23 protein-coding genes and 1 pseudogene are annotated in these 23,386 nt (G+C 38.0%); 4 read left to right on the forward strand and 20 right to left on the reverse strand.

Going from position 1 to position 23,386, the window contains the following annotated elements:
- Positions 1–262: 262 nt before the first annotated feature.
- The 7 genes from GMB29_RS25620 to GMB29_RS25650 form a co-directional block, all read right to left on the reverse strand.
- On the reverse strand, positions 263–838 hold the full coding sequence (locus tag GMB29_RS25620; RefSeq protein WP_136357151.1) for a TIGR01440 family protein: 576 nt from the start codon (positions 836–838) through the stop codon (positions 263–265).
- An 18-nt stretch (positions 839–856) separates the two neighbouring features.
- On the reverse strand, positions 857–1,303 hold the full coding sequence (gene rpiB, locus GMB29_RS25625; RefSeq protein WP_136357153.1) for a ribose 5-phosphate isomerase B: 447 nt from the start codon (positions 1,301–1,303) through the stop codon (positions 857–859).
- Positions 1,304–1,352: 49 nt separating this feature from the next.
- Positions 1,353–2,642: a methyl-accepting chemotaxis protein gene (locus GMB29_RS25630; RefSeq protein WP_136357155.1), complete on the reverse strand. Its 1,290-nt coding sequence runs from the start codon at positions 2,640–2,642 to the stop codon at positions 1,353–1,355.
- Between the two features lie 23 nt (positions 2,643–2,665).
- Positions 2,666–3,115: a low molecular weight protein arginine phosphatase gene (locus GMB29_RS25635; RefSeq protein ID WP_136357157.1), complete on the reverse strand. Its 450-nt coding sequence runs from the start codon at positions 3,113–3,115 to the stop codon at positions 2,666–2,668.
- 124 nt (positions 3,116–3,239) lie between these two features.
- Positions 3,240–4,115 carry a TIGR03943 family putative permease subunit gene (locus GMB29_RS25640; RefSeq protein ID WP_136357159.1) on the reverse strand — a complete coding sequence of 292 codons (876 nt, stop codon included), beginning with the start codon at positions 4,113–4,115 and terminating at the stop codon, positions 3,240–3,242.
- A gap of 19 nt (positions 4,116–4,134) precedes the next feature.
- Positions 4,135–5,151: a permease gene (locus GMB29_RS25645; protein WP_136357162.1), complete on the reverse strand. Its 1,017-nt coding sequence runs from the start codon at positions 5,149–5,151 to the stop codon at positions 4,135–4,137.
- Positions 5,152–5,435: 284 nt separating this feature from the next.
- Positions 5,436–6,884 carry an alkaline phosphatase gene (locus GMB29_RS25650; RefSeq protein WP_136357164.1) on the reverse strand — a complete coding sequence of 483 codons (1,449 nt, stop codon included), beginning with the start codon at positions 6,882–6,884 and terminating at the stop codon, positions 5,436–5,438.
- 205 nt (positions 6,885–7,089) lie between these two features.
- Here GMB29_RS25650 and GMB29_RS25655 point away from each other — a divergent pair, with 205 nt between their 5' ends.
- Together GMB29_RS25655 and GMB29_RS25660 are read left to right on the forward strand one after the other, a co-directional pair.
- Positions 7,090–8,079, forward strand: coding sequence for a CobW family GTP-binding protein (locus tag GMB29_RS25655; RefSeq protein ID WP_136357166.1), 990 nt, complete (start codon positions 7,090–7,092; stop codon positions 8,077–8,079).
- Between the two features lie 131 nt (positions 8,080–8,210).
- A pseudogene (locus tag GMB29_RS25660) lies at positions 8,211–8,414 on the forward strand (IS3 family transposase); the annotation flags it as partial.
- 55 nt (positions 8,415–8,469) lie between these two features.
- On the opposite strand, the gene GMB29_RS25665 reads toward GMB29_RS25660, so the two are convergent.
- The 6 genes from GMB29_RS25665 to prfA all read right to left on the reverse strand — a co-directional run bounded on the left by GMB29_RS25665 (position 8,470) and on the right by prfA (position 13,827).
- Entirely contained in the window at positions 8,470–9,030 is a 561-nt protein-coding gene (locus GMB29_RS25665; protein WP_136357170.1) for a manganese efflux pump MntP, read from the reverse strand.
- A 196-nt stretch (positions 9,031–9,226) separates the two neighbouring features.
- Complete coding sequence (locus tag GMB29_RS25670; protein ID WP_136357172.1) at positions 9,227–10,267, reverse strand: L-threonylcarbamoyladenylate synthase; 1,041 nt, start codon at positions 10,265–10,267, stop codon at positions 9,227–9,229.
- A gap of 135 nt (positions 10,268–10,402) precedes the next feature.
- Positions 10,403–10,846 carry a GNAT family N-acetyltransferase gene (locus tag GMB29_RS25675; protein ID WP_136357174.1) on the reverse strand — a complete coding sequence of 148 codons (444 nt, stop codon included), beginning with the start codon at positions 10,844–10,846 and terminating at the stop codon, positions 10,403–10,405.
- 86 nt (positions 10,847–10,932) lie between these two features.
- Complete coding sequence (gene spoIIR, locus GMB29_RS25680) at positions 10,933–11,586, reverse strand: stage II sporulation protein R (RefSeq protein WP_136357176.1); 654 nt, start codon at positions 11,584–11,586, stop codon at positions 10,933–10,935.
- A gap of 287 nt (positions 11,587–11,873) precedes the next feature.
- A complete protein-coding gene (prmC, locus tag GMB29_RS25685) occupies positions 11,874–12,752 on the reverse strand; it encodes a peptide chain release factor N(5)-glutamine methyltransferase (protein ID WP_136357178.1) in 879 nt (292 codons plus the stop codon).
- Positions 12,753–12,756: 4 nt separating this feature from the next.
- Complete coding sequence (gene prfA / locus GMB29_RS25690) at positions 12,757–13,827, reverse strand: peptide chain release factor 1 (RefSeq protein ID WP_136357180.1); 1,071 nt, start codon at positions 13,825–13,827, stop codon at positions 12,757–12,759.
- A 247-nt stretch (positions 13,828–14,074) separates the two neighbouring features.
- Between prfA and gloA2 the strand changes: the two genes are divergently transcribed.
- Both gloA2 and GMB29_RS25700 read left to right on the forward strand, forming a co-directional pair.
- Complete coding sequence (gene gloA2 / locus GMB29_RS25695) at positions 14,075–14,461, forward strand: SMU1112c/YaeR family gloxylase I-like metalloprotein (protein WP_136357182.1); 387 nt, start codon at positions 14,075–14,077, stop codon at positions 14,459–14,461.
- A gap of 189 nt (positions 14,462–14,650) precedes the next feature.
- Positions 14,651–15,199 carry a MerR family transcriptional regulator gene (locus tag GMB29_RS25700; RefSeq protein ID WP_406600299.1) on the forward strand — a complete coding sequence of 183 codons (549 nt, stop codon included), beginning with the start codon at positions 14,651–14,653 and terminating at the stop codon, positions 15,197–15,199.
- 68 nt (positions 15,200–15,267) lie between these two features.
- Here the strand turns inward: GMB29_RS25700 and GMB29_RS25705 are convergent, their stop codons facing one another.
- From GMB29_RS25705 to GMB29_RS25735, 7 genes are all read right to left on the reverse strand, one after another.
- Positions 15,268–15,888: a thymidine kinase gene (locus GMB29_RS25705; RefSeq protein ID WP_136357186.1), complete on the reverse strand. Its 621-nt coding sequence runs from the start codon at positions 15,886–15,888 to the stop codon at positions 15,268–15,270.
- 289 nt (positions 15,889–16,177) lie between these two features.
- Positions 16,178–16,384 (reverse strand): 50S ribosomal protein L31, encoded by a 207-nt coding sequence (gene rpmE / locus GMB29_RS25710; RefSeq protein WP_136357254.1) that lies wholly within the window; start codon positions 16,382–16,384, stop codon positions 16,178–16,180.
- A 466-nt stretch (positions 16,385–16,850) separates the two neighbouring features.
- Positions 16,851–18,122: a transcription termination factor Rho gene (gene rho / locus GMB29_RS25715; protein WP_136357188.1), complete on the reverse strand. Its 1,272-nt coding sequence runs from the start codon at positions 18,120–18,122 to the stop codon at positions 16,851–16,853.
- A gap of 795 nt (positions 18,123–18,917) precedes the next feature.
- On the reverse strand, positions 18,918–19,880 hold the full coding sequence (gene glpX / locus GMB29_RS25720) for a class II fructose-bisphosphatase (protein WP_136357189.1): 963 nt from the start codon (positions 19,878–19,880) through the stop codon (positions 18,918–18,920).
- 173 nt (positions 19,881–20,053) lie between these two features.
- The gene (locus tag GMB29_RS25725) at positions 20,054–21,343 is read right to left on the reverse strand and encodes a UDP-N-acetylglucosamine 1-carboxyvinyltransferase (RefSeq protein WP_136357191.1); all 1,290 of its coding nucleotides are present in this window, start codon (positions 21,341–21,343) and stop codon (positions 20,054–20,056) included.
- A gap of 580 nt (positions 21,344–21,923) precedes the next feature.
- Positions 21,924–22,781: a class II fructose-bisphosphate aldolase gene (locus tag GMB29_RS25730; RefSeq protein ID WP_136357194.1), complete on the reverse strand. Its 858-nt coding sequence runs from the start codon at positions 22,779–22,781 to the stop codon at positions 21,924–21,926.
- Between the two features lie 174 nt (positions 22,782–22,955).
- The gene (locus GMB29_RS25735) at positions 22,956–23,333 is read right to left on the reverse strand and encodes a response regulator (protein WP_136357196.1); all 378 of its coding nucleotides are present in this window, start codon (positions 23,331–23,333) and stop codon (positions 22,956–22,958) included.
- Positions 23,334–23,386 lie beyond the last annotated feature (53 nt).

Genomic DNA, 23,386 nt, shown 5'->3' on the forward strand with positions numbered 1-23,386 from the left:
CCTGACGAAACGGCTCTCTCCTAGTATTTTTATCATGTTTCAAATTGATACAATATATTGTCGTTACTTTCTCTCCTAAAGTCAACAGCAATGAAAGAATATTTTGTCATTTTATTGAGATATAGAGGAGTTTGTGGCGGAATTAGTCGAATATAGATTTTTTTAAATCACATAGTTCGTCCCCGCAAAATCAATCCACTCCCTCCAATTATCTCTTTTCAACACAAAAAAGGAACCAACTTTATATGTTGATTCCCTCTGTTTAACGACAAGACTGATTTTCGTCTGTCATTTCGTATACTGCGCGGCTGCCGCCGATAAGTTTTGGACGGGTTTTTGCCATGGTGACGTGTGCGGAGCCTAGCTGCTTGATTTTACCTCGCAATGGGACAGCAACATGCTTAAGATGCATGCCGATGAATGTATCACCAATGTCAATGCCTGCGTCGGCTTTGATCGATTCCACGACAACGGGATTTTCCATGTGGTTGTAGGCAAAGGTTGCCATGGCTCCACCAGCTTGTCTGACTGGAATGACTGACACTTCTTCAAAGCGATTTGCTCTTGCTGCTTCTTTTTCCATTACTATTGCACGATTCAAGTGTTCACAGCATTGAAACGCCAGGTGGGCACCTGTTGTCTCTTTTAGCTGTGCGGTTAGTGTATGAAAGATCATATTCGCTACTTCTTCCGATCCTGCTGTGCCGATCTTTTCACCAATGACTTCACTTGTACTACAGCCAATTACAACGATATCATCTTTGTTTACATTTGCTTGGGCGCAAAAGTCTTCCACTAGATGTACGAGATCCTTTTGCCAATCATCAAGATTCGTCATTGTACCACGACTTCCTTCTTATAGATTTTCCTTTTCATATTCACTAATTTTACCGACACGTGTTGCATGGCGTCCACCTTGGTATTCTGTTGTTAACCAGATTTTTGCAATTTCTCTAGCAAGGCCAGGTCCAATGACACGCTCACCCATTGCAAGGACATTTGTATCATTGTGCTCGCGTGTTGCTTGGGCGCTAAACATATCATGAACAAGTGCGCAGCGGATGCCCTTGACTTTATTTGCAGCAATGCTCATGCCAATGCCTGTTCCACAAATTAAGATTCCACGATCGAACTCACCTGCTGCAACCTTTGTTGCAACCGGCAATGCATAGTCAGGATAGTCAACAGATGTCTCACACTCACATCCCATGTCCTCATATTCAATATTTAATTCTTCAAGTAAAGAAATGATTTCTTTGCGTATATTGATTCCACCGTGATCTGATGCTACAGCTACCTTCATTGTATCCTCCTGCGATTTAGATTTTTATTTCCCTTACTTTATTCTATGCCTATATAATAAAACGATCAATTGTTTTCCTTAGTTCCTCTGCACTTGCCGTTAGTTTCTTTCCTAGTTGATTCATATGATCTATATTGTCCGATTGCTCTGTTATCGCAGAAGCAACTTCTAGTGCACCAGCAGATGTTTCTTCAGCAATTGCCGCTACTTCCTGGGCCTGCTCGCCTGTCATTTGCAGAGAATGCATTTGCTGATGAACGAGCTCGCTTATTTGATGGACAGCGTTTGCCACCTCTAAGATCGATTGGCTCGTTTCTTCAAGCATTTTTGCTGACATTTGCCCATTCTCAGCTTGATTTTTCGCTGTTTTTACTTGCTCGGCAATTTGTCCAACGACATTATGAACCTCTTGCTGAATATTTTTAATTAACCCTGTAATGCCCTGCACAGCCTTTGCACTTTCATCCGCTAGTTTGCGCACTTCTTCCGCTACTACGGCAAAGCCTTTTCCATGCTCACCGGCTCTGGCAGCTTCAATCGAAGCATTTAATGCGAGTAAATTCGTTTGATTTGCGATATCACCAACAAGCCTAACAATGGATGAAACCTCATTTGCATGTTCCTCTAAACGACGAACAGCTGTCATCGATGCTTCATTTTCATTCGCTAATTTTTGAATTCCCGTAATGATTGAATCATATACCTTCTTGCTCTCTGTTAGAGAAGTAACCATTTCTTTGGACAGTTGCTCTGATGAAGATGCCTTGTCCTCAACCTGTGATGCAAATTCAATAATGTCCTCAACAGCAGCTGCCGTTTCTTGAACAGCCATTGCTGATTGATCAGCACCTTTTGATATCTCCTGAACTGTTTTCGCAATAGCTTCCGCTTGTGTGGATGCGCCGCTAGAAGCCTTTGTCATTTGATTCAATTGCTCATTTGTTACATGAAAATTTGTTTCGATACTCTGTACCATATTTCTCATGTTATGTAACATTTTATTAAAGGCTATGCTTAATCCCTGAATTTCATCATTGCTCTTTGTCAGCGGAACATCCTCATTAATATGCCCTTCTGCCGCTTTATATGCAAAGCTTTCCAGTCTTTGGAGCGCTCTAGTAAGAAAACCTGATCCAAAGTATGCAAGGACACCAGACCAAAAGACTCCCAGCAATAGCGTAATTGTTGTGAAAACAGATGGAGAGATCATGTGATCCGTATAATTAGATATAACATGAATGAAAAATGCACTTGTTGAATACGTAATCAATGCCAGTATGGTTGTAAACAAAACAAGTTTAAGCCGTAAACCAAAGGTATACTTTTTCTCTTTTCTCATCACTTGCTTCTCCCTCAAAACAATTATTTCTCAAGCTTATTTCGCAATTTTTTTATGAGTCCCTCTAAATCTGATAATGTTTCACGATACATTGCAAGCGTTCCTCCGAACGGATCACTAATATCAAGTGTTGCCACGCCATCTTCTGCGACATATTCAGCAAGGGTAAAGGATTTACGACCTGCATGTGGGAATTGATCAATGACAGATTGTTTATGACTATTTGTCATAGTTAAAATCACTGTAGCCCATTCAACAAGCTCTTCGCTTAATGCAGAAGATTGATGACTGCATTGTATACCTTTTTCATTCAATGCCTCTTTTGCATAATGTGACGCATCACTTCCATCTATTGCAAAAACCCCTGCAGACTTTACCTGAATCGTATCAGAGTTTTTGATATGCTTAAACAACGCTTCAGCCATAGGACTTCTACAAGTATTTCCTGTGCAGACGAATAGTACATTTGTCATAAAACACACTCCTTTTCTATATTATAATGGAATCATTATTCAGAAAGTAGTCAGAGACTCCATAAATATGGATTATTTTTTCTAATTAAAAAAGTATAGAGAATAACTCTACACTTTTAAATGGTTAATATATATAGATATACGGGTCAGATGGGGCTTCAATTTTTTCTAGGTTTTTGATTTGAATAGAAGGTAAGGTTTGACCATTCCGTTCTCCTTTTTCTATTATACCTGTAACCTTTACCCATTCATCATTTTTTAACTGTTTTGCAATTTCTCCTGTTGCTAAAGTTCCCATTACTTGTACATCAGCTACACAGCAAGATACCGTAAAACGTGAAACCGCAAATTGATCCAGCTGATAATCTGGTTCACGGTAGACAAAGCCAGTTAATTCAATTTCTTTTCCAACAAACTTATCTAAGTTCGTTTCCACAGAGGAAATTATTTTTGAATACTCCGCATCTGTCACTTCGATTTTGTCACTATTTAGCAAGCCCTCAAGGTATAGTTCATCTAGACTTTTTGGCTGAGATGAATCGGATGTGGTTGAATCAGTTGCTTCAGAGACAGCTTCATTTCCACCATTACTTGAAGCCTGCTTTTGTTCAACCGAAGCATTTGCAGAAGCAAGGTTTATCCCTCTTTTAGCAACAACTGAACTATCTAAAATCACATCCGGAAATAAAAATCCAGTAAAAATCGGGAACAAAAACAAGCAATAGATGATAAGCGACTTAATTGGTGATGATTTTTGATTATGATCAAGCCCGCAATCACAAAAAATATCAAGATCCTTCTTTGAATCACTTCTCCAGATCTGTAGAATGCCCATTATAAGAAATATGCCAGTTGCAAAATAAACAAATGGCAGCATTCTCGGTGCGATAAAGTTCGTAATGTTTCCAGAGAGTATTAATTTAAATAGTAGTAATGTAAAGCCCACTAAGATGATGCCCCGTATAAATTTTTGAAAGCTCAAATCATTGGTTTGTTCCATATAAATCCTCCGTTCCCTTTTACAGTACAAATGACTGGTAGATGATTACTCCAATATAAACGACAGCTGTAGCAACTAGAATAAAACTGAACACAAACTTTAAGCGGAAATAAGCGAACAGCATGATCGTGTTTTTCAAATCTAACATTGGCCCATATACTAGGAATGCCAATAAAGCTCCAGGAGCAAACGTACTTCCAAATGATGATGCAACAAATGCGTCTGCTTCAGAGCATAGAGATAATATGAAAGCAAAGCCCATCATTACTAATGGCGACGTAAATTCATTTGATCCCATTGATAATAGAACATTTCGGTCTAAGAATGTTTGGAATAAGCTTGCTATTAAAGCACCAATTATTAAATATTTACCCATGTCAAAAAACTCATCACTTGCATGATACAAAGTAGCTTTCAACCTATTTACGTTTAGCATTTGTGTCGAAGATGTTTGTTGTTTTCCTACTAATTCTTCAGATGTTACTTTCAATTGGTTACTATTTTTAAAGAAAATATATAAAACTAAGCCGATGGCCATTGATAAAACAAAAGCTAGACCCATTCTGCCAATTAGGATGCTAGTATTTGATTTAAAGGCAAAATAAGTTGATGCCGCAACAACGGGATTTAAGATAGGTGCACAAGCTAAAAACACGAAAGCTACATGTAAAGGCATTCCCTTTTTGATTAATCTTCTAACGACTGGAACGATCGCACATTCACATACCGGGAAAATTGCACCAAGCAGTGCAGCAGGCAGCACGGCAACAATTGGGTTTTTGGGGATGTATTTTTTTAATGTTTCTTCTGAAACAAATATTTGTATGAGTGACGAAACAAATACCCCAAGTAAAATAAATGGAATGGCCTCAATAACAATACTAAGAAAGATTGTATTGACATTTAACCACTCTTTTGGGATCGTTATTTCTTTTTGGAGGGTATTATAATCTAGGAAAATAAATAAATAGATAAAAATAACAACTAGAGCTAAACCAATTAACTCCTTTGACTGTTTTAAAATAGTAGAATTCATTTTCAAAACTCCCTTTATCCAAGTAAGTAGTTTATAATTTTAATTTTTAGAAAGATTCGAAATCCATCTTTATCTACTAATAACCTTTTATAAGAATTTTTCTTTCAGGATTGATACAAATATCCACACCTTAAAAAAGTAGAAAGCCATAAGAGTTAATGGCTTTCTATTTGTTCATTGTTTATTTTGGTTGATATAAGAATATTTTAATTGCTGCACACAATTCATTTAGCCTACTACCTAATTGTTAGGAAATTAGGCAATTACTTATTTTAATCCTTATCTTAATTCTTACCTTTACCAGGCTTTTGGTTTTCTTCAAGAAGATTGAAAATGATATTAGCCTGATCTGTGTTATCGATTAATCCAGCAAAACGAGCTTTTTGAGGGCCGAATGCAAAAACAGGTACATCTTCCCCAGTATGTCCACCAGTTGTCCAACCAGTTACTGAATGATCGTTAATAATTGCTTCAATTGCATTATCAATTGATGTAATATTTCTAGTTTTAGAAGCCACTGCATCTTTTATAGCTTGAATTTCACTATCTGTAATTTTACCGTAAAAATCAGATTCGATATGGTTTTGCATGATTTCTTCTACATTTGCATTTTCGCCAGCTGCAAAAAGTTCTGCTGCAATGTAGTCAGGAGTCTCTTTGAATGCTTTAATTGGACCTACATGGAAATTGTATTCACCGCTTTTTGCTGCTTTTGTATTAGAACCTAATGATAATCCGCCAGTAGCATGGTCAGCTGTCGTTACAACTAAAGTTTGACCATCTTTTTTCGCAAAGTCGATCGCAGCTTTAAATGCGCTCTCGAAATCTTCCATTTCACTCATCGTACCAACAACATCATTATCATGCTCTGCCCAGTCAATTTGGCTTCCTTCAATCATTAAGAAGAAACCATCTTCATTCTTGTTTAAACGATCAATTGCAGTTGTCGTCATTTCTTCTAAGGAAGGAATGCTTTCAGCACGGTCGATCATTTTTGGCAGACCGCCAGTAGCAAATAATCCTAATACTTGTCCATTATCATCATTCATTAGTTCTTCTTTATTTGTAACATAGCTGTATCCAGCATTTTTGAATTCACTTACTAGATCACGATCATCGATCTTACGGCCTTCTGGAGTGAAGTGATTAGAACCTCCACCAAGAATAACGTCAACTTTGTGGTTACCATTGATTAACTCATCAAAGTAATCATTTGCAATAGCATCCATATTTTTACGGCTTTCATCATGTGCACCGTAAGAAGCTGGCGTTGCATGTGTTACTTCAGAAGTTGCTACTAAGCCAGTTGCTTTTCCATATTCTTTTGCACGCTCAAGAACAGTTTCATATGGATTTTTATCTGCATCCATACCAATTGCATTGTTGTATGTTTTAATACCAGATGCCATTGCTGTCGCTGCAGATGCAGAGTCAGTAATATTTTGTGCTGGATCGTCAGGATATGTCGTTTGCATCCCTACTAAATATTTATCAAATTCTGTAAGCTCCATCTCTTTAGTTGACGGATCATCATTCATATAACGATGAGCTGCAATAGGAGAAGGACCCATTCCATCACCAATTAAGAAGATGACATTTTTTATTTCAGGATTAGCCTTATTACCTGATTTTGCTTCAGCATTTTGGTTTAACCCTGCAAATCCACCAACTACTAGAGTTGATAGAACACCAACTGTTACTAGTTTCTTAGACAAACCTCTTTTAAATACCATTTTTTCTTTCCTCCTAACTTTTTTCAACAGTTCTTATAATAGTGGTTGTTTGTAAAGCTAAGATTTAAGAAATTTATAGATTTTATTAAGGTTTTGTAAATTCGACCTATTTTCGTTGTTTATTACATAATATTGTAATATGATTAATAGATTACAATCGTAACGATTCCTATTTATCATATTTTTTATAAGGTGAGGGACTACTATGAAACAAAAAATACAGGTATATGTTTTAAGTGGATTTTTAGGAAGCGGAAAAACAACTGTACTAAAGAGGATCGTAGAAGAATGTAAAAAACAAGATAAGCAACTAGGCATTATATTAAACGAGCTTGGTGACACCAACGTTGAAAATCATTTATTTGATAATGAGAAAATGGTTGAGCTATTAAACGGTTGTATATGTTGTTCAATACAAGATGATTTAAAACAAACTCTAGATCAATTTGTAAAGAATCCAGTAGACACATTATTAATTGAAGGTACAGGAGTAGCAAATCCTAATGAAATCATAGAAGCAATAGCTAATCCATCATATATTGACCAATTTGAATTACGGTCTATTATAAGTTTAGTCGATGCAAGTAATTACCTTGATTACCAAAGTATTTTTTCAAGTTCAAAGGAAATACGTACTTTATTAAAAGAGCAGATCACTTGCGCAACTCTTATTATTTTAAATAAAACGGATCTTATATCAGAGAAAAAGCTCGAAAAAATCAATTCCCAACTTCGTAAACTAATAGCTAACGAAGTTCCAATTCTTCATTCCACCTTTGGCAATATTTCAGTAGATGAGCTTTTAAAAAAGAGAGTTCGAACATTGAATCTGTCTCAAGCTGAACAAAATTCAAGCTGTTCTTGTAATGGCAGTGAACATGACCATGATGATCACGACCATGTAAACCACGCAAAGATTAAAGCTGTGAAATTAGAAAACTTACCAGTGTTCGAAAAAAAGGCATTTGAGAAGTGGTTGAAGGGATTACCAAAGGACATTTTTCGTGGAAAAGGGATTATTCAATTCAAAGGAGAGAATTCACTTTACTCCTTCCAACTTGCTTCACGTAAACTGTTTCTTGAAAAAGTAGAAGCTGACATAAAACAAACTCCCGTCATTATTTTAATCGGAAATGATCTTAATAGTATGAGCATCAAAGAATCTTATGAGCAAACATTTTTTAACCGGTTGTAAACATACAACCGGTTTTTTATACTGTGATATCGAAGTGCTTAGTCACATTATATTCGGAAACGCCCAAAAGACTGGTTCGATTTGCACCCAGTCCTTTCATCATTTAAAAAGGGAAGATTAATTTTACACCAAACGCTAATGATAATGCCGCAATGGAGAGTTTCTTTGGAGTGTTAAAATCTGAATTACTTTATTTACAAAAATTTGATAGTATCGAACACTTTCAAGACGAATTAAAGCAATATATTGAGTACTACAATCACAAACACATGAAGGCAAAATTAAATGACCTAAGCCCGGTAGAATACCGAACTCAGGTCTTGGAAGCTGCTTAATCAAATATGTCTAACTTTCTTGGGTCAGACCAATTTCAAACAACCGGTTTTAACTTTAAAAAGGAAAGATTAATTTTATGCCAAACGCTAATAGAATACTGCCACCCAACGCTTCACTATACGAACCTATCCAATTTTGCACATGTTTACCTACAAGCAGGCCAAACCATGTTAACACCATGCTTACAAGTCCAAAGATGATGACAGTCAGAATGGTTTTCGTCCCATAAATCCCTAAGCTTAAACCGACTGAAAAGCTATCTAAACTAACGCTCAGTGCGAAGACAAATAAACCAAATCCAACTGGGGTAATGAGCGGTTCATCGTCTTTATTAAACGAAGCAAAAATCATCTGCATACCTAATAATATTAATAAGCCTCCACCTAATAAAGTTGCGATCGTTCCAAAGGTATCGCTTAGAAGTTTTCCTATCATCATACCCATTAATGGCATTACTATATGAAAAACACCGATTATGATCCCGATGTAAAAGATTTGCTTAATCTTTAATTTGATTAACCCCATCCCCAGACCAACTGAAAAGGCATCCATTCCTAATGCCAGTGCCATAATTAATAATGTAATTAATTCACCCATAATCGATTCAATATTCATCATTACCCTCCTCGGACACGCCTACTTAACTGTATGCTCGGCCGATTTGGAATATGTTAGAATTGTTCAGCAGATGGGCGATAGAACTTTTGCACTTAAAGTCACGATTTATTGTCGCATTTGACTATGATATTGTCCGTTTTTTTCATTTTAATGTCTGAAATGGAACATATATCATCCGAATTCACGAGTATATTCATTTAATCACTTTATTTCCAGCGGCTTTTAATAATCGATTCATAATCGCTTCGCCGACTCCATCATAAGGAAAGCTTTCACTTAAAATTAGATCGATGTCTTCTTCATCAAATTTTCTTAAAACATCATAAAGCTGTGCCGCAACGGTCTGCAAATTAGTAAGAGTTCCACATGTGATCACTTTATGTGCATGCAGCAGCGGCAAATGCTCTTCAGTTGTTAAAACACCGACTTTTTTTCCTTCTTTTTGATATTGATCAATTATTTCCTGTAAAAAAGAAACACCGCCATGTACAACAAATACAGGGGCATTTGGTGCATAATGTGTATATTTCATCCCCGGCGATTTAGGAGCATGACCTTCCTCTAAAAGAGCTTGATCAATTGTTACTTCACCAATGACTGACTCTAACTGCTCCTTTGTAACACCCCCTGGCCGCAAGATCGTCGGAACGGTTGTTGTACAATCCAATACTGTTGATTCAACTCCTACTCCAGTTGCACCGCCATCAACAATCCCACTTATTTTCCCGTTCAAATCATGATACACATGTGAAGCATGTGTTGGACTTGGTTTTCCCGACTTATTTGCACTTGGCGCCGCTATGGGTACATCAGCTTCCTGAATAAGCTTTAGTGCGACTGGATGATTTGGCATGCGCACACCAACAGTATCAAGCCCAGCTGTAACAATTGTGGATAACTTGTTCCCTTTTTTCGGTAAAATAAGTGTTAAAGGACCTGGCCAAAATTCGTTCATCAATTTATACGCATATTCGGGGATATCCTGCACAATCTCATCTAGTTTGCTAATCGATGCAATGTGGACAATCAGTGGATTATCACTCGGCCTGCCCTTTGCTTCATAGATTTTACGCACAGCCTCGTCAGAGAAAGCATTTGCTCCTAAGCCATAAACTGTTTCAGTTGGAAAAGCAACTACCTCATTTTCCCGTAATAACTGTGCTGGTTGTGAAAGTTGTGGATAAGTCGTGGATAAATCTGTTCCATCATCCACAATCCATTGCTTTGTGTTCATATATGCTAACTCCCTTGTTTACCGTTTAATTAACTTATGAAAGTATAAAAGAAGACATTCAATAAAACAACCCTTATCCACAATCTGTGGATAAGGGTTGTGGCTTTTGTGGATAATTATGTGGATATATCCACATTATGAAGACTTTACCATGATTTTCGCATTTTCATCTTCAAGTGAGCCCCTTATATGTTCTAATGTTAATAACTGATTGGGGATGGCGATCCGTTCAATTTCTTTAAAGCCCATTAAAGATAGGAACTGAACAGATGCTTCTTTATTTGTAACTAAAAATAAATTTTTAATTCCTTTTTGTTCTGCTAATGTTTGTATGCTTTGAAAAAGTGTTAGGATATGTGCTTGTTTAAGCTTGTCCGAGACAACGAGAGATCTGAGCAAGCCATTTTCATTGTTCGGCTCCACACCGATACAAGCGACAATCTCATTCTCGCCGTTTTCCATCATGACAAAATAATCTATGAGACTTTCAAATCCTTCAGAACTCACTCCAGCCTTTTCAACAAAGCCAGATAGCTTTCCAAGATCTTTTTCTTCGGCTATTTTTAACTGATAAAACATGTTTCCACCCCATTTAGTCAATTTCTACTTCAACTCTATGAGGTGAAAACTAGATTTATTCTAATTTTTTAGGGAATGTTCCCGTTTTATGCAAATAATCCTTGGAACCACTCTACTAAAAAGAATTTTACTTCTACTTCTTCTTTTTCCTCCTCTTCATCAATCACAAGAGAAGAAAGTTTTTCATTTGTTTTTTCACTGTCATTCATTGTTGGATTTTCTTTATCCTCTGCTACAGCTACACTGTTTGAAAAGTCTAAGAAACATAGCGGCGGGAATAAGACACACCACCAATTCGCTCCCTTTGCTTCACCTAAACTGATTAGAATCGCTTCATACTCACCTGCTGGATAGATAAAATTTCCGTAAAGCTTTGTTGGAAAACTTACATTTTCAAAATTAACTGTATACGATTGCTCAACATTTTCTTCCTCAAGCACATCCTCAACAATCGCTTCAATCTCTGGAAGCTTTGATTGAATTAACTGTCTAGCTGCTTCTACTGATGTTAACTCTGCCACCCATTTTGTGATTTCCTTGTTCACTGCATCGCGAACTTTTCGTTTTAATGCTTGATCTTCATCAGAATCACTATTGGCAAGAATACGCAGTCGAATCGCTTCATCCGGAATTGCAACTGGTTCCTCTGTACTCGCTGACACCGGCTCTTTATAAACACTAACGATTGCTCCCAAAAATAATAAGAATATATATATAAGTACAAGTTGTTGTTTTTTCATTTTCTCACGCCTCCCTTGGTAGACAGTATGGACAGCGTGAGAGATTCTTAAACTATCTTTTAAAAAAATAGTTTCATAGTTGTGAATGGTGTGGACAGTTCCCAAGACTGCTGAAGTATTACACACATTTTAAATTAAGCGGTTTTTATTAGCGTTTTTAAAAATATCAGCGAAATTTCCGTTTTATCAGCGTTATTTCAATTATATCAGCGATATCCTAAATATATCAGCGAAATTCAGCTTTTATCAGCGTTCGCTGATATATTTATGTTTCACCGCTAACTGCTTTACGTTGAAGAGGAACTGTCCCCAATCAACGCAAATACCATCCGATCTTTCCCATTGATATCATGAACAATTTCTACTTTTGCAGGTGGATAAGTTTTTAACATAAGCTCTTTTACATCTTCACCTTGTCCTGCACCAATTTCAAAGGCTACCATTGCCGGAGTGTTCAATAAGTCTTGCATGTCTTGAATAAGTCTTCTGTAGAAGTCTAATCCATCTTCCCCTCCTGCCAAAGCTCGCATTGGCTCATGATCCTTCACAACGGGTGAGAGTGTTTCAATTTCCCAATCAGGGATATATGGCGGGTTTGATACTAAGATATCAAATTTGTTCAAACGATGTGTAGAAATTGGTTCAAGAAGATCACCGTGCAGCCATTCAACATCAGCGCCTAATTCTTTGGCATTTTGCTCTGCTATTTGCAGGGATTCTTCGGCGATATCGATAGCACGGACTAGGAAGCGCGGGTTTTCGAGTGCTAATGTGATTGCGATGGCACCGCTTCCTGTCCCAACATCTACTACCTGAAGCTTCTCATTTCCTTGAAAATACTGTGCTGCTCGCTGCAAGACTCCTTCCACTAATTCCTCGGTTTCAGGGCGTGGAATGAGCACCTCTTGGTTTACTTTAAAGCGCCTGCCGTAAAATTCTTCATGTCCAATCAAATATTGTACAGGAATTCCTTCTGCATGTTTGATCACATCAGATCTAAATGCTTGCTGCTGTTCTTTTGAGAGGACCAGTCTCAAATTTGAAAGCAGTGTGGCCCGCTCCATTTTTAAATGGTGACGGAGCAAAAGCTCACCCGCATTTTCATCTCTTCCCGCTTCCTTTAAAAAAGAAGAAGCCCAGTTCAGGGCTTCGAAAACAACGTTCATGATTTTATTCTTCCGCAGCTTGAAGTCGGCTTGATTGATCTTCAACGATTAATGCGTCAACAACTTCATCAAGCTTTCCTTCAAGAATTTGATCTAATTTTTGAATCGTTAAACCAATTCTATGGTCCGTTACACGGTTTTGCGGGAAGTTATATGTTCTAATACGCTCTGAACGGTCACCAGTTCCAACAGCAAGTTTACGGTTTTGATCATACTCTGCCTGTGCTTCTTGTTGGAATTTATCGTATACACGTGCACGAAGTACCTTCATTGCTTTTTCTTTATTTTTAATTTGCGATTTTTCATCCTGACATGAAACGACTGTGTTTGTTGGCAAGTGTGTTAAACGAACAGCAGACATCGTTGTATTTACACTTTGTCCTCCCGGGCCGCTTGATGCAAAGGTATCAACACGAATATCCTTTTCATGGATTTCTACCTCTACCTCTTCTGCCTCAGGTAAAACCGCAACTGTTGCTGTAGATGTATGGATACGTCCGCCCGATTCTGTTTCAGGAACACGCTGAACACGGTGTGCTCCATTTTCGAACTTCAATTTCGAATAGGCACCCTTCCCATTGATCATAAAGATAATTTCTTTATAACCGCCAGTACCAGTAGCGTTCGCTTCCATTACTTCTGTTTTCCAGCCTTGCATTTCAGCAAAGCGGCTGTACATACGGTATAAATCTGAAGCAAACAATGCCGCCTCATCTCCACCTGCAGCTCCGCGGATCTCCATAATAACGTTTTTATCATCGTTTGGATCTTTAGGAACAAGGAGAATTTTCAAACGTGCCGTTAATTCCTCTTCACGTGACTCTAGCTCAGAAAGCTCTTCCTTTGCCATTTCACGCATTTCCGCATCAAGCTTTTCTTCAAGCATTGATTTCGTATCAGAAATTTGCTCGCGAACCTCTTTATATTCACGATACACTTCAACAGTTTCTTGTAAATCTGATTGTTCTTTTGAATATTCACGCAGCTTTTTCGTATCACTGATAATGTCTGGATCCATCAAAAGCTGATTTAATTTTTCATAACGGTCTTCCACCGATTGTAAACGATCTAACATACATGTTCACCTCAATTTTCATGCATAACATTCTAATTATAGTATAGGTCAGATAAAGCGTCAAAAGCAAATTGATCTATAGTTTCTAAAAATTGGTATACTTTTATCGATCGCTAACGTTTAACGGGAAAAAACTCCCATAATAAAGGGAATCTTCTATAAATGGGGGGATTATCGATCTCTTTGGTCGAATTACTATCTTTGGGAAAAATACCACACCTATATAGAATGAAAAGAGGTAATATCCATGAACATTAACAAAATCCATCATATAGCTATCATCTGTTCTAACTATGAAGCTTCCAAATCGTTTTACACGAACATACTTGGCTTTAAGGTTCTTAATGAGGTTTTTCGTGAAGAGCGGAATTCCTACAAGTTAGATCTTATGATAAATGAAACATACCAAATTGAATTGTTTTCATTTCCAAATCCGCCAATGCGACCGTCACAGCCTGAAGCTGTCGGGCTAAGACATCTTGCATTTGATGTACCGAATATAATGGAGGCAGTTGAAGAGCTCACCCAGAAAGGAATCATTCCTGAACCGATTCGCATTGATCCTCATACAGGGAAAAGGTTCACATTTTTTCAGGATCCAGACGGTCTGCCACTTGAGCTTTATGAAGCTTAGTCAGGTATCGACACCCTCTTTACATAATAATGTAAAACACCCACTTTCTTTGCCGAATTCATACTTGTTTTGTCATACGTGAAGGGAACAGACAACGAAGGTCGAAAACGTACATAAAGATGTTTACTTGTCGGATGGATGTTTTTCTTTTTGTCTTATCGTTAGTGTTTCTGGATTGTACTTAAACATTTGGGGAGGAATAAAGGGATGAGTACAGCAGATGTTACAAAATTATTAGGTGTTTCAAGAAGAACGTTAATGAGATGGGTGCAACAATTAGATATGCAATTGGAGAAAAATGAACTTGGGCACTATCAATTTTCAAATGAAGATGTTGAACGATTAAAGCAGATTCAAAGCCAATCGCAACCACCACAAACACAATCGCAGCCAGTTTCTCAAGCAGTACAGACGGTCCAAGGCAGCCGCAAAGGAACGTTAAAAAATGTTGAAGTTGTCGAGAATCCACTTGAAGAATCACTTATCAAACGAATGGAAGAACTAGAAAGGGCGCTGCGAAGCAAAGCTGATGATGTTGTTTCTTACCAAATGCTTCAGCACCGTAGAGAAATAGAGGAATTAACGAAAAAAATTGCGTTGCTAGAGCAAAAAATAGAAGATTTAGAGAATGCTCAATCAAAACGCGAGCCAAAGGATCATTCGCTTGTTTTTGACCAGTCTACTACACAAAAGAAACCGAGACGAAAGAATTTAATTAGTTCGATTTTTAGTTTTTAATAGATTAAGTAAACAACCTTACTCCTTTTATAGAGTAAGGTTGTTTTTTTACCCTATTAAAATTTATATTAAAGCTTCGTCTCACTATTTTCTTTTGTTATATCCATGACAGGAGCACCTGGCACTTCATGGTGATGTCTGCATCTAGGCTCATATGATTCTGAAGCCCCGACAAGAATAATTGGATCATCGTATGAAGCTGGTTTCCCGTTAATTAGTCTTTGTGTACGGCTTGCAGGTGAACCGCAGACAGAGCATACGGCTTGAAGCTTAGTGACTAATTCTGCAATAGCCATTAATTGTGGTACAACACTAAATGGTTCGCCCCTAAAGTCTTGATCTAACCCAGCTGCGATGACACGGTATCCTTGATTAGCTAATAATGTCAACACATCACAAATATGTTCATCAAAGAACTGTACTTCATCGACAGCAATCACATCTGTTTTTTCGCTAATATGCTTAAAAATATCTAGTGAAGAAGCTAACGGCTTACATATGATTGCTGTACCATTGTGTGAAACGACCTCTTCTTCACTATAGCGGTTATCTATACTAGGTTTAAAAACCTTTACTTCTTGTTTCGCAAATTGCGCACGTCGAACCCGGCGAATGAGTTCCTCGGATTTACCTGAAAACATGCTTCCGCAGATTATTTCAAGCCACCCGCTTTGTTTCATGACATACATTTAGACGGCCTCTCCCTTCGACGTCAAGATTCAGAATCGATTGACCGTACCGTTTATATTGGTACTGTAATATTTAAATATCTATATATTAAGGCAGATTTCCAGCTGTTTTATCTACCCTGCTTGCTTGTTAACCAGAGTGGATAAAACATGAAATTCATGCATCGAAACTTTTCAACATTCCTACGAATATATGTAGGATCACCTAAAATTAACTTACAAATTACAAATTTTGACGTGAAAAAACAGGCAAGAGCAGTTTCGTCTTGCCTGTTGTATTAAACCTTTATTACTTTTGTTTAAGGCCGTATTTTTTATTGAATTTATCTACACGTCCACCTGCATCTGCAAATTTTTGACGTCCTGTGTAGAATGGATGGCACTCAGAACAAACCTCAACTTTGATCTCGTTTAATACAGATCCAGTTTCGAATTCGTTACCACAAGCACATTTCACCATAACCTTATTAAAGTTTGGATGAATTCCTGTTTTCATTCTTTTCATCTCCTTCCGCCCTGAATCATATCCGAAACAGAGTTAAATATCCTAGACTCAACTCGTCCGATTGACAAATATCATCTAGAAAAGCACATGAGGAAATTATAACAAGTGCTAAGATTAAAAGCAAGCTGAAGTTAAATATTACTAATTAAGAAAAGCGGAAGCGCCTTGTTCAGCCCCGACAGGCATAAGGCGCGCATGAATAGAAGGCGTACTTTGCCTTCAATTCATGTGTGACTTATGACCCCGAGGGGCTAGGCGCTGGAGCTAGACACTAAAACTAAGTATTAAGCCCAGCCTTGTTCAGCCCCGACAAGCATAAGACGATCAGGAATAGAAGGTGTTCTTTACCTTCAATTCCTGATTGACTTATGACCTCGAGGGGCTAGGCGCTGGAGCTGGATGTCGGGCGCTTAGCAAAAACTAAGCCCAACATCCCTCTACCTCACACACCCGAAAATTATCTATTCCTAACCGCCTTCATTTCCGCATCTAATTGACCAAAGAATTCTTCATTTGATTTTGTTTGACGAAGTTTTCTTAAGAACTTTTCAATAAAGTCTGGTGAATCTGACATTGATTTACGAATAGCCCATAATTTGTCGAGATGGTCTTTTGGAATAAGAAGTTCTTCTTTTCTTGTCCCAGAACGACGGATATCGATTGCTGGGAAAATACGTTTTTCGGCAAGTGAGCGGTCTAAGTGAAGCTCCATATTTCCTGTTCCTTTGAATTCCTCGTAAATAACGTCATCCATACGTGAACCTGTATCGACTAATGCTGTTGCAAGAATGGTTAAGCTTCCACCCTCTTCAATGTTACGCGCTGCTCCAAAGAAGCGTTTTGGACGGTGGAAGGCTGCTGGATCAATACCACCAGATAATGTACGTCCGCTTGGCGGGATCACCAAGTTGTATGCACGTGCTAAACGAGTGATGCTATCCATTAAAATAATAACATCCTTTTTATGTTCAACAAGGCGCATAGCTCGCTCAAGAACAAGCTCAGCTACTTTAATATGATTTTCAGGTACTTCATCAAACGTTGAGCTAACGACGTCACCAGCTACGGAACGTTCAATATCTGTTACTTCTTCAGGACGTTCATCTATTAATAGAACGATAAGTTCTGCTTCAGGATTATTAGTCGTAATACTGTTAGCGATCTCTTTTAAAAGCATTGTTTTTCCTGCCTTAGGCGGGGCAACAATTAAGCCACGCTGACCAAATCCGACAGGTGCGATTAGATCCATGATTCTTGTTGATAAATAATTTGGTTTTGTTTCTAAGTATATTTGTCTATCTGGATAAAGTGGAGTTAATGCTGGAAAGTGGACACGTTCCTTAGCCGTTTCTGGGTCTTCACCATTAACTGCTTCAACATGAAGTAAGCCGTAGTAGCGTTCATTTTCTTTTGGTGGACGCACCTTTCCAGATACTTTGTCCCCATTTCGTAAATCAAAACGTCTAATTTGCGAAGCAGAAATATAAATATCCTCAGAACTTGGTGAATAGTTAATCGGTCTTAAGAAGCCAAATCCTTCAGACTGGATGATTTCTAAGACACCTTCCATGAATAATAAATCCTCTTGTTCTGCATTTGCTTTTAAAATAGCAAAAATCAATTCTTTTTTCGTCAGCTTGCTGTAATACGATATTTTAAAATGACGTGCAAGCTCGTACAATTCTTTCAATTTCATATGTTCCAATGAAGAAATTGAAACCTGATTCATAAAAACACCACTCTTTTTATTTTTCAAATTTAAGCATTTACATTTCCATCTATTTATTTCTACAATATGGAGACTTATTTTGGTATCCAGTTTTTACATTCAGAAGATTTACCATCATTTGCACTAATGAAGAGAAAACTAGTACGTTACATGTTAGAAGGAAAATGAAGGTGAGATTGAAGTAGATTTAGCATTTTTCATTCAATGCAGCACTCTTTATTTTTACCCTATTTCACAAATTTAATCAATCATTTTTGGAAAATCAATTAGAAGTTTGAGGTTTTTAGAAAAGCGTAAGCGCTTTGTTCAGCCCCGACAATCAAAAGGCGATTATGAATAGAAGGTGTTTTACCTTCAATTCATAATTGACTTATGACCTCGAGGCAGTTACAAACGCGACGTCCTGTCGCTGGAGCTGGACAAATTAGAAAAGCGTAAGCGCCTTGATCAGGCCCGACATGCATAAGACGAGCCATAATAAAAGGCGTTCTTTGCCTTTAATTATGGATTGGCTTATGACTCGAGGGCCTAGGCGCTGCAGCTAGACAACCAGAAAAGTGCAAGCGTCTTGTTCAGCTTCGAGGAACTCGAGGAAATAAGACTGCATATGAGTATCCATGCCAACTTCACTCGACTTGCACGTCCTGTGTGACTGAAGGCTAGGTGCTTGCGCTAGACAAGGAGAAAGCGAGTTTTTCATTTACCGCGCTTTCTCAAAAAGGTATTTACTGTAGTAATAAGCGATCCTATCCTCAGCTTGATTTGTGCGTACTTGAAAACTCATACAGTCTAACATTATCTTATTACTAAGTTTGGTTTTTTCTTTAAGCTATGTCTGCCATCAATAAATCGGACAGTTCCTGATTTGGCACGCATAACGATGGAATGTGTCGTACCTGTGTTCCCTTTAAATTGGACTCCTCTTAAAAGCTCGCCATCTGTTACTCCTGTTGCAGCAAAGATCGCATCATCACCTTTTACAAGGTCATCCATAAGAAGGATTTTATTTACATCCAAGCCCATTTTGATACAGCGTGCAAGTTCTTCATCATTTTGCGGGATGAGCTTTCCTTGGATTTCTCCACCTAAGCATTTAAGTGCTACAGCTGCTAAAACGCCTTCAGGTGCACCGCCTTGTCCAAATAAAATATCAACACCTGTATGATCAAACGCTGTATTAATTGCTCCCGCTACATCTCCGTCATTAATGACTTTGATTCTTGCTCCTGCTTCTCTAAGCTGTTGAATGATATGTTCATGTTTTTTCCGATTTAAAACTGTTGCAACAACATCTTCAATATCTTTGTTTTTTGCCTTTGCAACAGCTTTTAAATTATCGATGATTGGCGCTTCGATATCGATGCAACCTACTGCTTCAGGTCCTACTGCAATTTTGTCCATATACATATCTGGTGCATGGAGCATATTGCCATGATCTGCAATCGCAATGACTGCTAAAGCATTCCAGCCACCAGAAGCAACGATGTTTGTCCCTTCTAATGGATCTACTGCTACATCGACTCGTGGACCATATCCTGTACCAAGCTTTTCACCAATGTACAGCATTGGTGCTTCGTCCATTTCCCCTTCCCCAATTACAACCGTGCCTTTCATTGGAACCGTATCAAAAACATCACGCATAGCAGATGTCGCTGCTTCATCAGCCTCGTCTTTTTTTCCTCTTCCCATCCAACGTGCTGAAGCGAGTGCTGCTGCTTCTGTTACCCTTACTAGTTCCATTGATAAGCTTCTTTCCATAGCCATTCTCCCCTTTGTGTCTATGAATTTTGGCAGGTGTACAATTGTAACGAAAGCACAATTGACTAGTTTATATATCATCATCCATTTTCCTTCTCTTCTCTTATACAATTAGGTGAAAATGAAAATATATGACCTAAGGAAGCGAAAGAGGGAAAAATAGATGGATCCCCTTAAGAATTTTGCATTTGCTCGATTTCTTTTTCGGATAACCTTTCACGCCAGATTGTAGCGCCTAGACCAGTTAGTTTTTCTACCAGCTGGCTATATCCTCTATCAATATGTTCTAGACCGGTAATTTCAGTAATTCCGTCTGCCATCAGCCCCGCACATACAAGCGCAGCGCCTGCTCGTAAATCACTTGCTTTGACACGGGCACCTTGAAGTTTCGCAGGACCCGATACGATGGCTGAACGGCCCTCAACTTTTATAACAGCACCCATTCTTCTAAGCTCATCAATATGCTTAAAGCGGGCTGAGTATATGGTGTCAGTGACAACACTTGTTCCTGTAGCCCTTGTTAATAATGAGGTGAACGGTTGTTGCAGATCTGTTGGAAATCCTGGATAAACAAGTGTTTTAATATCAACAGCTTTTAGCTCTTTTTGACCGCCAACAATCAAAATTTGATCATTGCTTGTCTCGATATGAAGCCCCATTTCTCTTAGCTTGGCAATTAGTGACTCTAAGTGAAGCGGAATGACGTTATCAATCATCACTTCTTTCCCCATTGCAGCGCCAATAATCATATATGTACCTGCTTCAATACGATCAGGTATAATCGAATGACGACAGCCATGAAGCGTTTCGACTCCATCAATTCTTATCGTCTCAGTTCCAGCACCTTTAATTTTTGCACCCATGCTAGTAAGCAATGTTGCTACATCAATGATTTCTGGTTCTTTTGCAGCATTTTCAATAATGGTTCTGCCTTTTGCCAGAACAGCGGCAAGCATGATATTAATTGTTGCACCAACACTGACAACATCAAGGTAGATTCGTGCCCCGCGAAGTTCATCGGCCCGTAAATAAATCGCACCTTGTTCATTTGTTACTTGTGCCCCTAATGCTTCGAACCCTTTGATATGCTGGTCAATTGGACGAGGACCTAAATGACATCCTCCAGGAAGCCCAATGACGGCTTTTTTAAATCGACCCAGCATTGCACCCATTAAATAATAGGATGCGCGAAGCTTCTTCACTTTTCCGTTCGGTAAAGGCATTGAAATCATTGATGATGGATCAACAATCATTTCATTATTTTTCAATTCTACTTTTCCACCAATTTCCTCCAAAAGGTCTCCAAGTATATTTACATCAGAAATGTTTGGTAATCCTTCAATTGTGACTGGTGATTGCGCTAATATTGTCGCAGGAATCAGCGCGACCGCACTGTTTTTTGCACCGCTAATATTTACTGTACCTTTGAGCAAATCTCCACCGGCAACTTTTAATTTTTCCATGATAGTCTCCCTTCTTATGAAGTTGACTTTCCGGAAAGAACATGGAGGGTGAGCATTGCGCTAATTTCGCAAGCAAATCTCTATCAAACACGTACGAAAAAATACGCCTATTCTTCATTAGCCAGCATGTTTTCCGAATAAGGAACATCTCTTGTCAACATTTTTTCCTAGATAAAGAAAAGAATTCAAGCTGTTTATATCTTTATTTCCTTTAATGCCCAAGTAAATACATCACAAACAATTTGTTTTTATTTTGTCCAAAAATAACTTACTTCTTATTAAACCATCTATTAGGCTTGACAACAATATTATACTACAAGATTACACTTTTTTAGGTAGAATCATCCAATAATAAAAATTGAGGTAGTCTGGTTTAGTGGTTTTAAGGGATGTGACCCAACCTGTTCGATTGAATGCTAAAACGGGCAATTTAAAAACCGCCCGTTTCATTCTATTCTATTACTCATCAGCTAGGTTTAGGATTAGAAGGTTGCACTAACAAGTACTGTTAGCGCTTTCTTATTATTCAGAATATAACCGCCTCTATTAAAAAGGCGGCTATCAATCATTCACTTACATATTAAGCTTTGTTTGAAGAACCGAATTCGCGCATTTTGCCGATTACAGTTGCTTTAATAGCGTCACGAGCTGGTCCCATGTATTTACGTGGATCATATTCTTCTGGTTTCGCAGCTAACACTTCACGAACCGTTTTTGCAGAAGCAATTTGGTTTTCAGTGTTAACATTGATTTTTGCCGTTCCGAAAGAGATTGCTTTTTGAATGTCTTTCGTTGGGATTCCAGTACCACCATGAAGTACTAATGGCATATTTGTTAGGTTAGCGATTTCTTCCATTTCTTTGTAACCTAAGTTTGGCTCACCTTTGTATGGTCCGTGAACAGAACCAAGTGCTGGTGCTAAGCAATCAATACCAGTACGTTTTACAAGTTCATTACATTCTTGTGGATCTGCGTAGATAACGCCTTCTGCAACAACATCATCTTCTTGTCCGCCAACAGTTCCTAACTCAGCTTCAACTGAAACACCTTTTGAATGAGCATACTCAACAACTTTAGAAGTTGTTTCTACGTTTTGTTCAAATGGATCGTGTGAAGCATCAATCATAACAGATGTAAATCCAGCATCAATTGCTTCTTTACATTTTTCAAAGCTTGAACCGTGATCAAGATGGATTGCAACTGGAACAGTAATTTTGTAGTCTTCAAGAAGACCTTCAGTGATTTTCACTACAGTTTTGAATCCGCCAACGTAGCGTGCAGCACCTTCAGAAACACCAAGAATAACTGGTGATTTTTCTTCTTCAGCTGCTTGTAGGATTGCTTGGAAAAATTCAAGATTGTTGATATTGAATTGACCTACTGCATATCCTTCTTTTTTTGCTTTATTTAGCATATCTGTCATTGAAACTAAAGGCATATTAAAAATCCTCCTAATGAACCTAATTTTTCTGATACAGAAAAGCATATCATACCTAGCTTGACCAGAATATTCACGAATATGTAAAGTCCGGATGAACACTTTTCACATACTTAAGCATACCAATATCTTCGAAAATGGGCAACATTTCGACAATTTTTTTTACATAAATGTTTATTTATTTGCATTAAGGGGTATATACTTTTTTACCGCATCACGAATTTCATCAATATCGAATGGCTTTGCAAAATGAGTGAGCGCTCCTAAATCTTTTGCTTCCTGAATCATATCTAGTTCTCCATAAGCGGTCATAATGATGACGCGAATATCTTGGTCGATTACTTTCATTCTTTTTAAAATTTCAATTCCGTCCATACCAGGAATTTTCATATCTAAAAGCACGAGGTCTGGAGAATGCTTTTCGACAATTTCCAATGCTTGAAATCCGCTAGCAGCTTGGAATGTTTGATAGCCTTCTTTTTGAAATACCTCATTTAATAAAATACGAATTCCATACTGATCGTCTACAATTAAGATTTTTTCCTTTAACATGATTAATACTCCTCTTTGTCAATTTTGTATTTTCGCTTGAAGGAAAGGGGATG

Source organism: Metabacillus sediminilitoris, assembly GCF_009720625.1.
GTDB classification, from domain to species: Bacteria; Bacillota; Bacilli; order Bacillales; family Bacillaceae; genus Metabacillus; species Metabacillus sediminilitoris.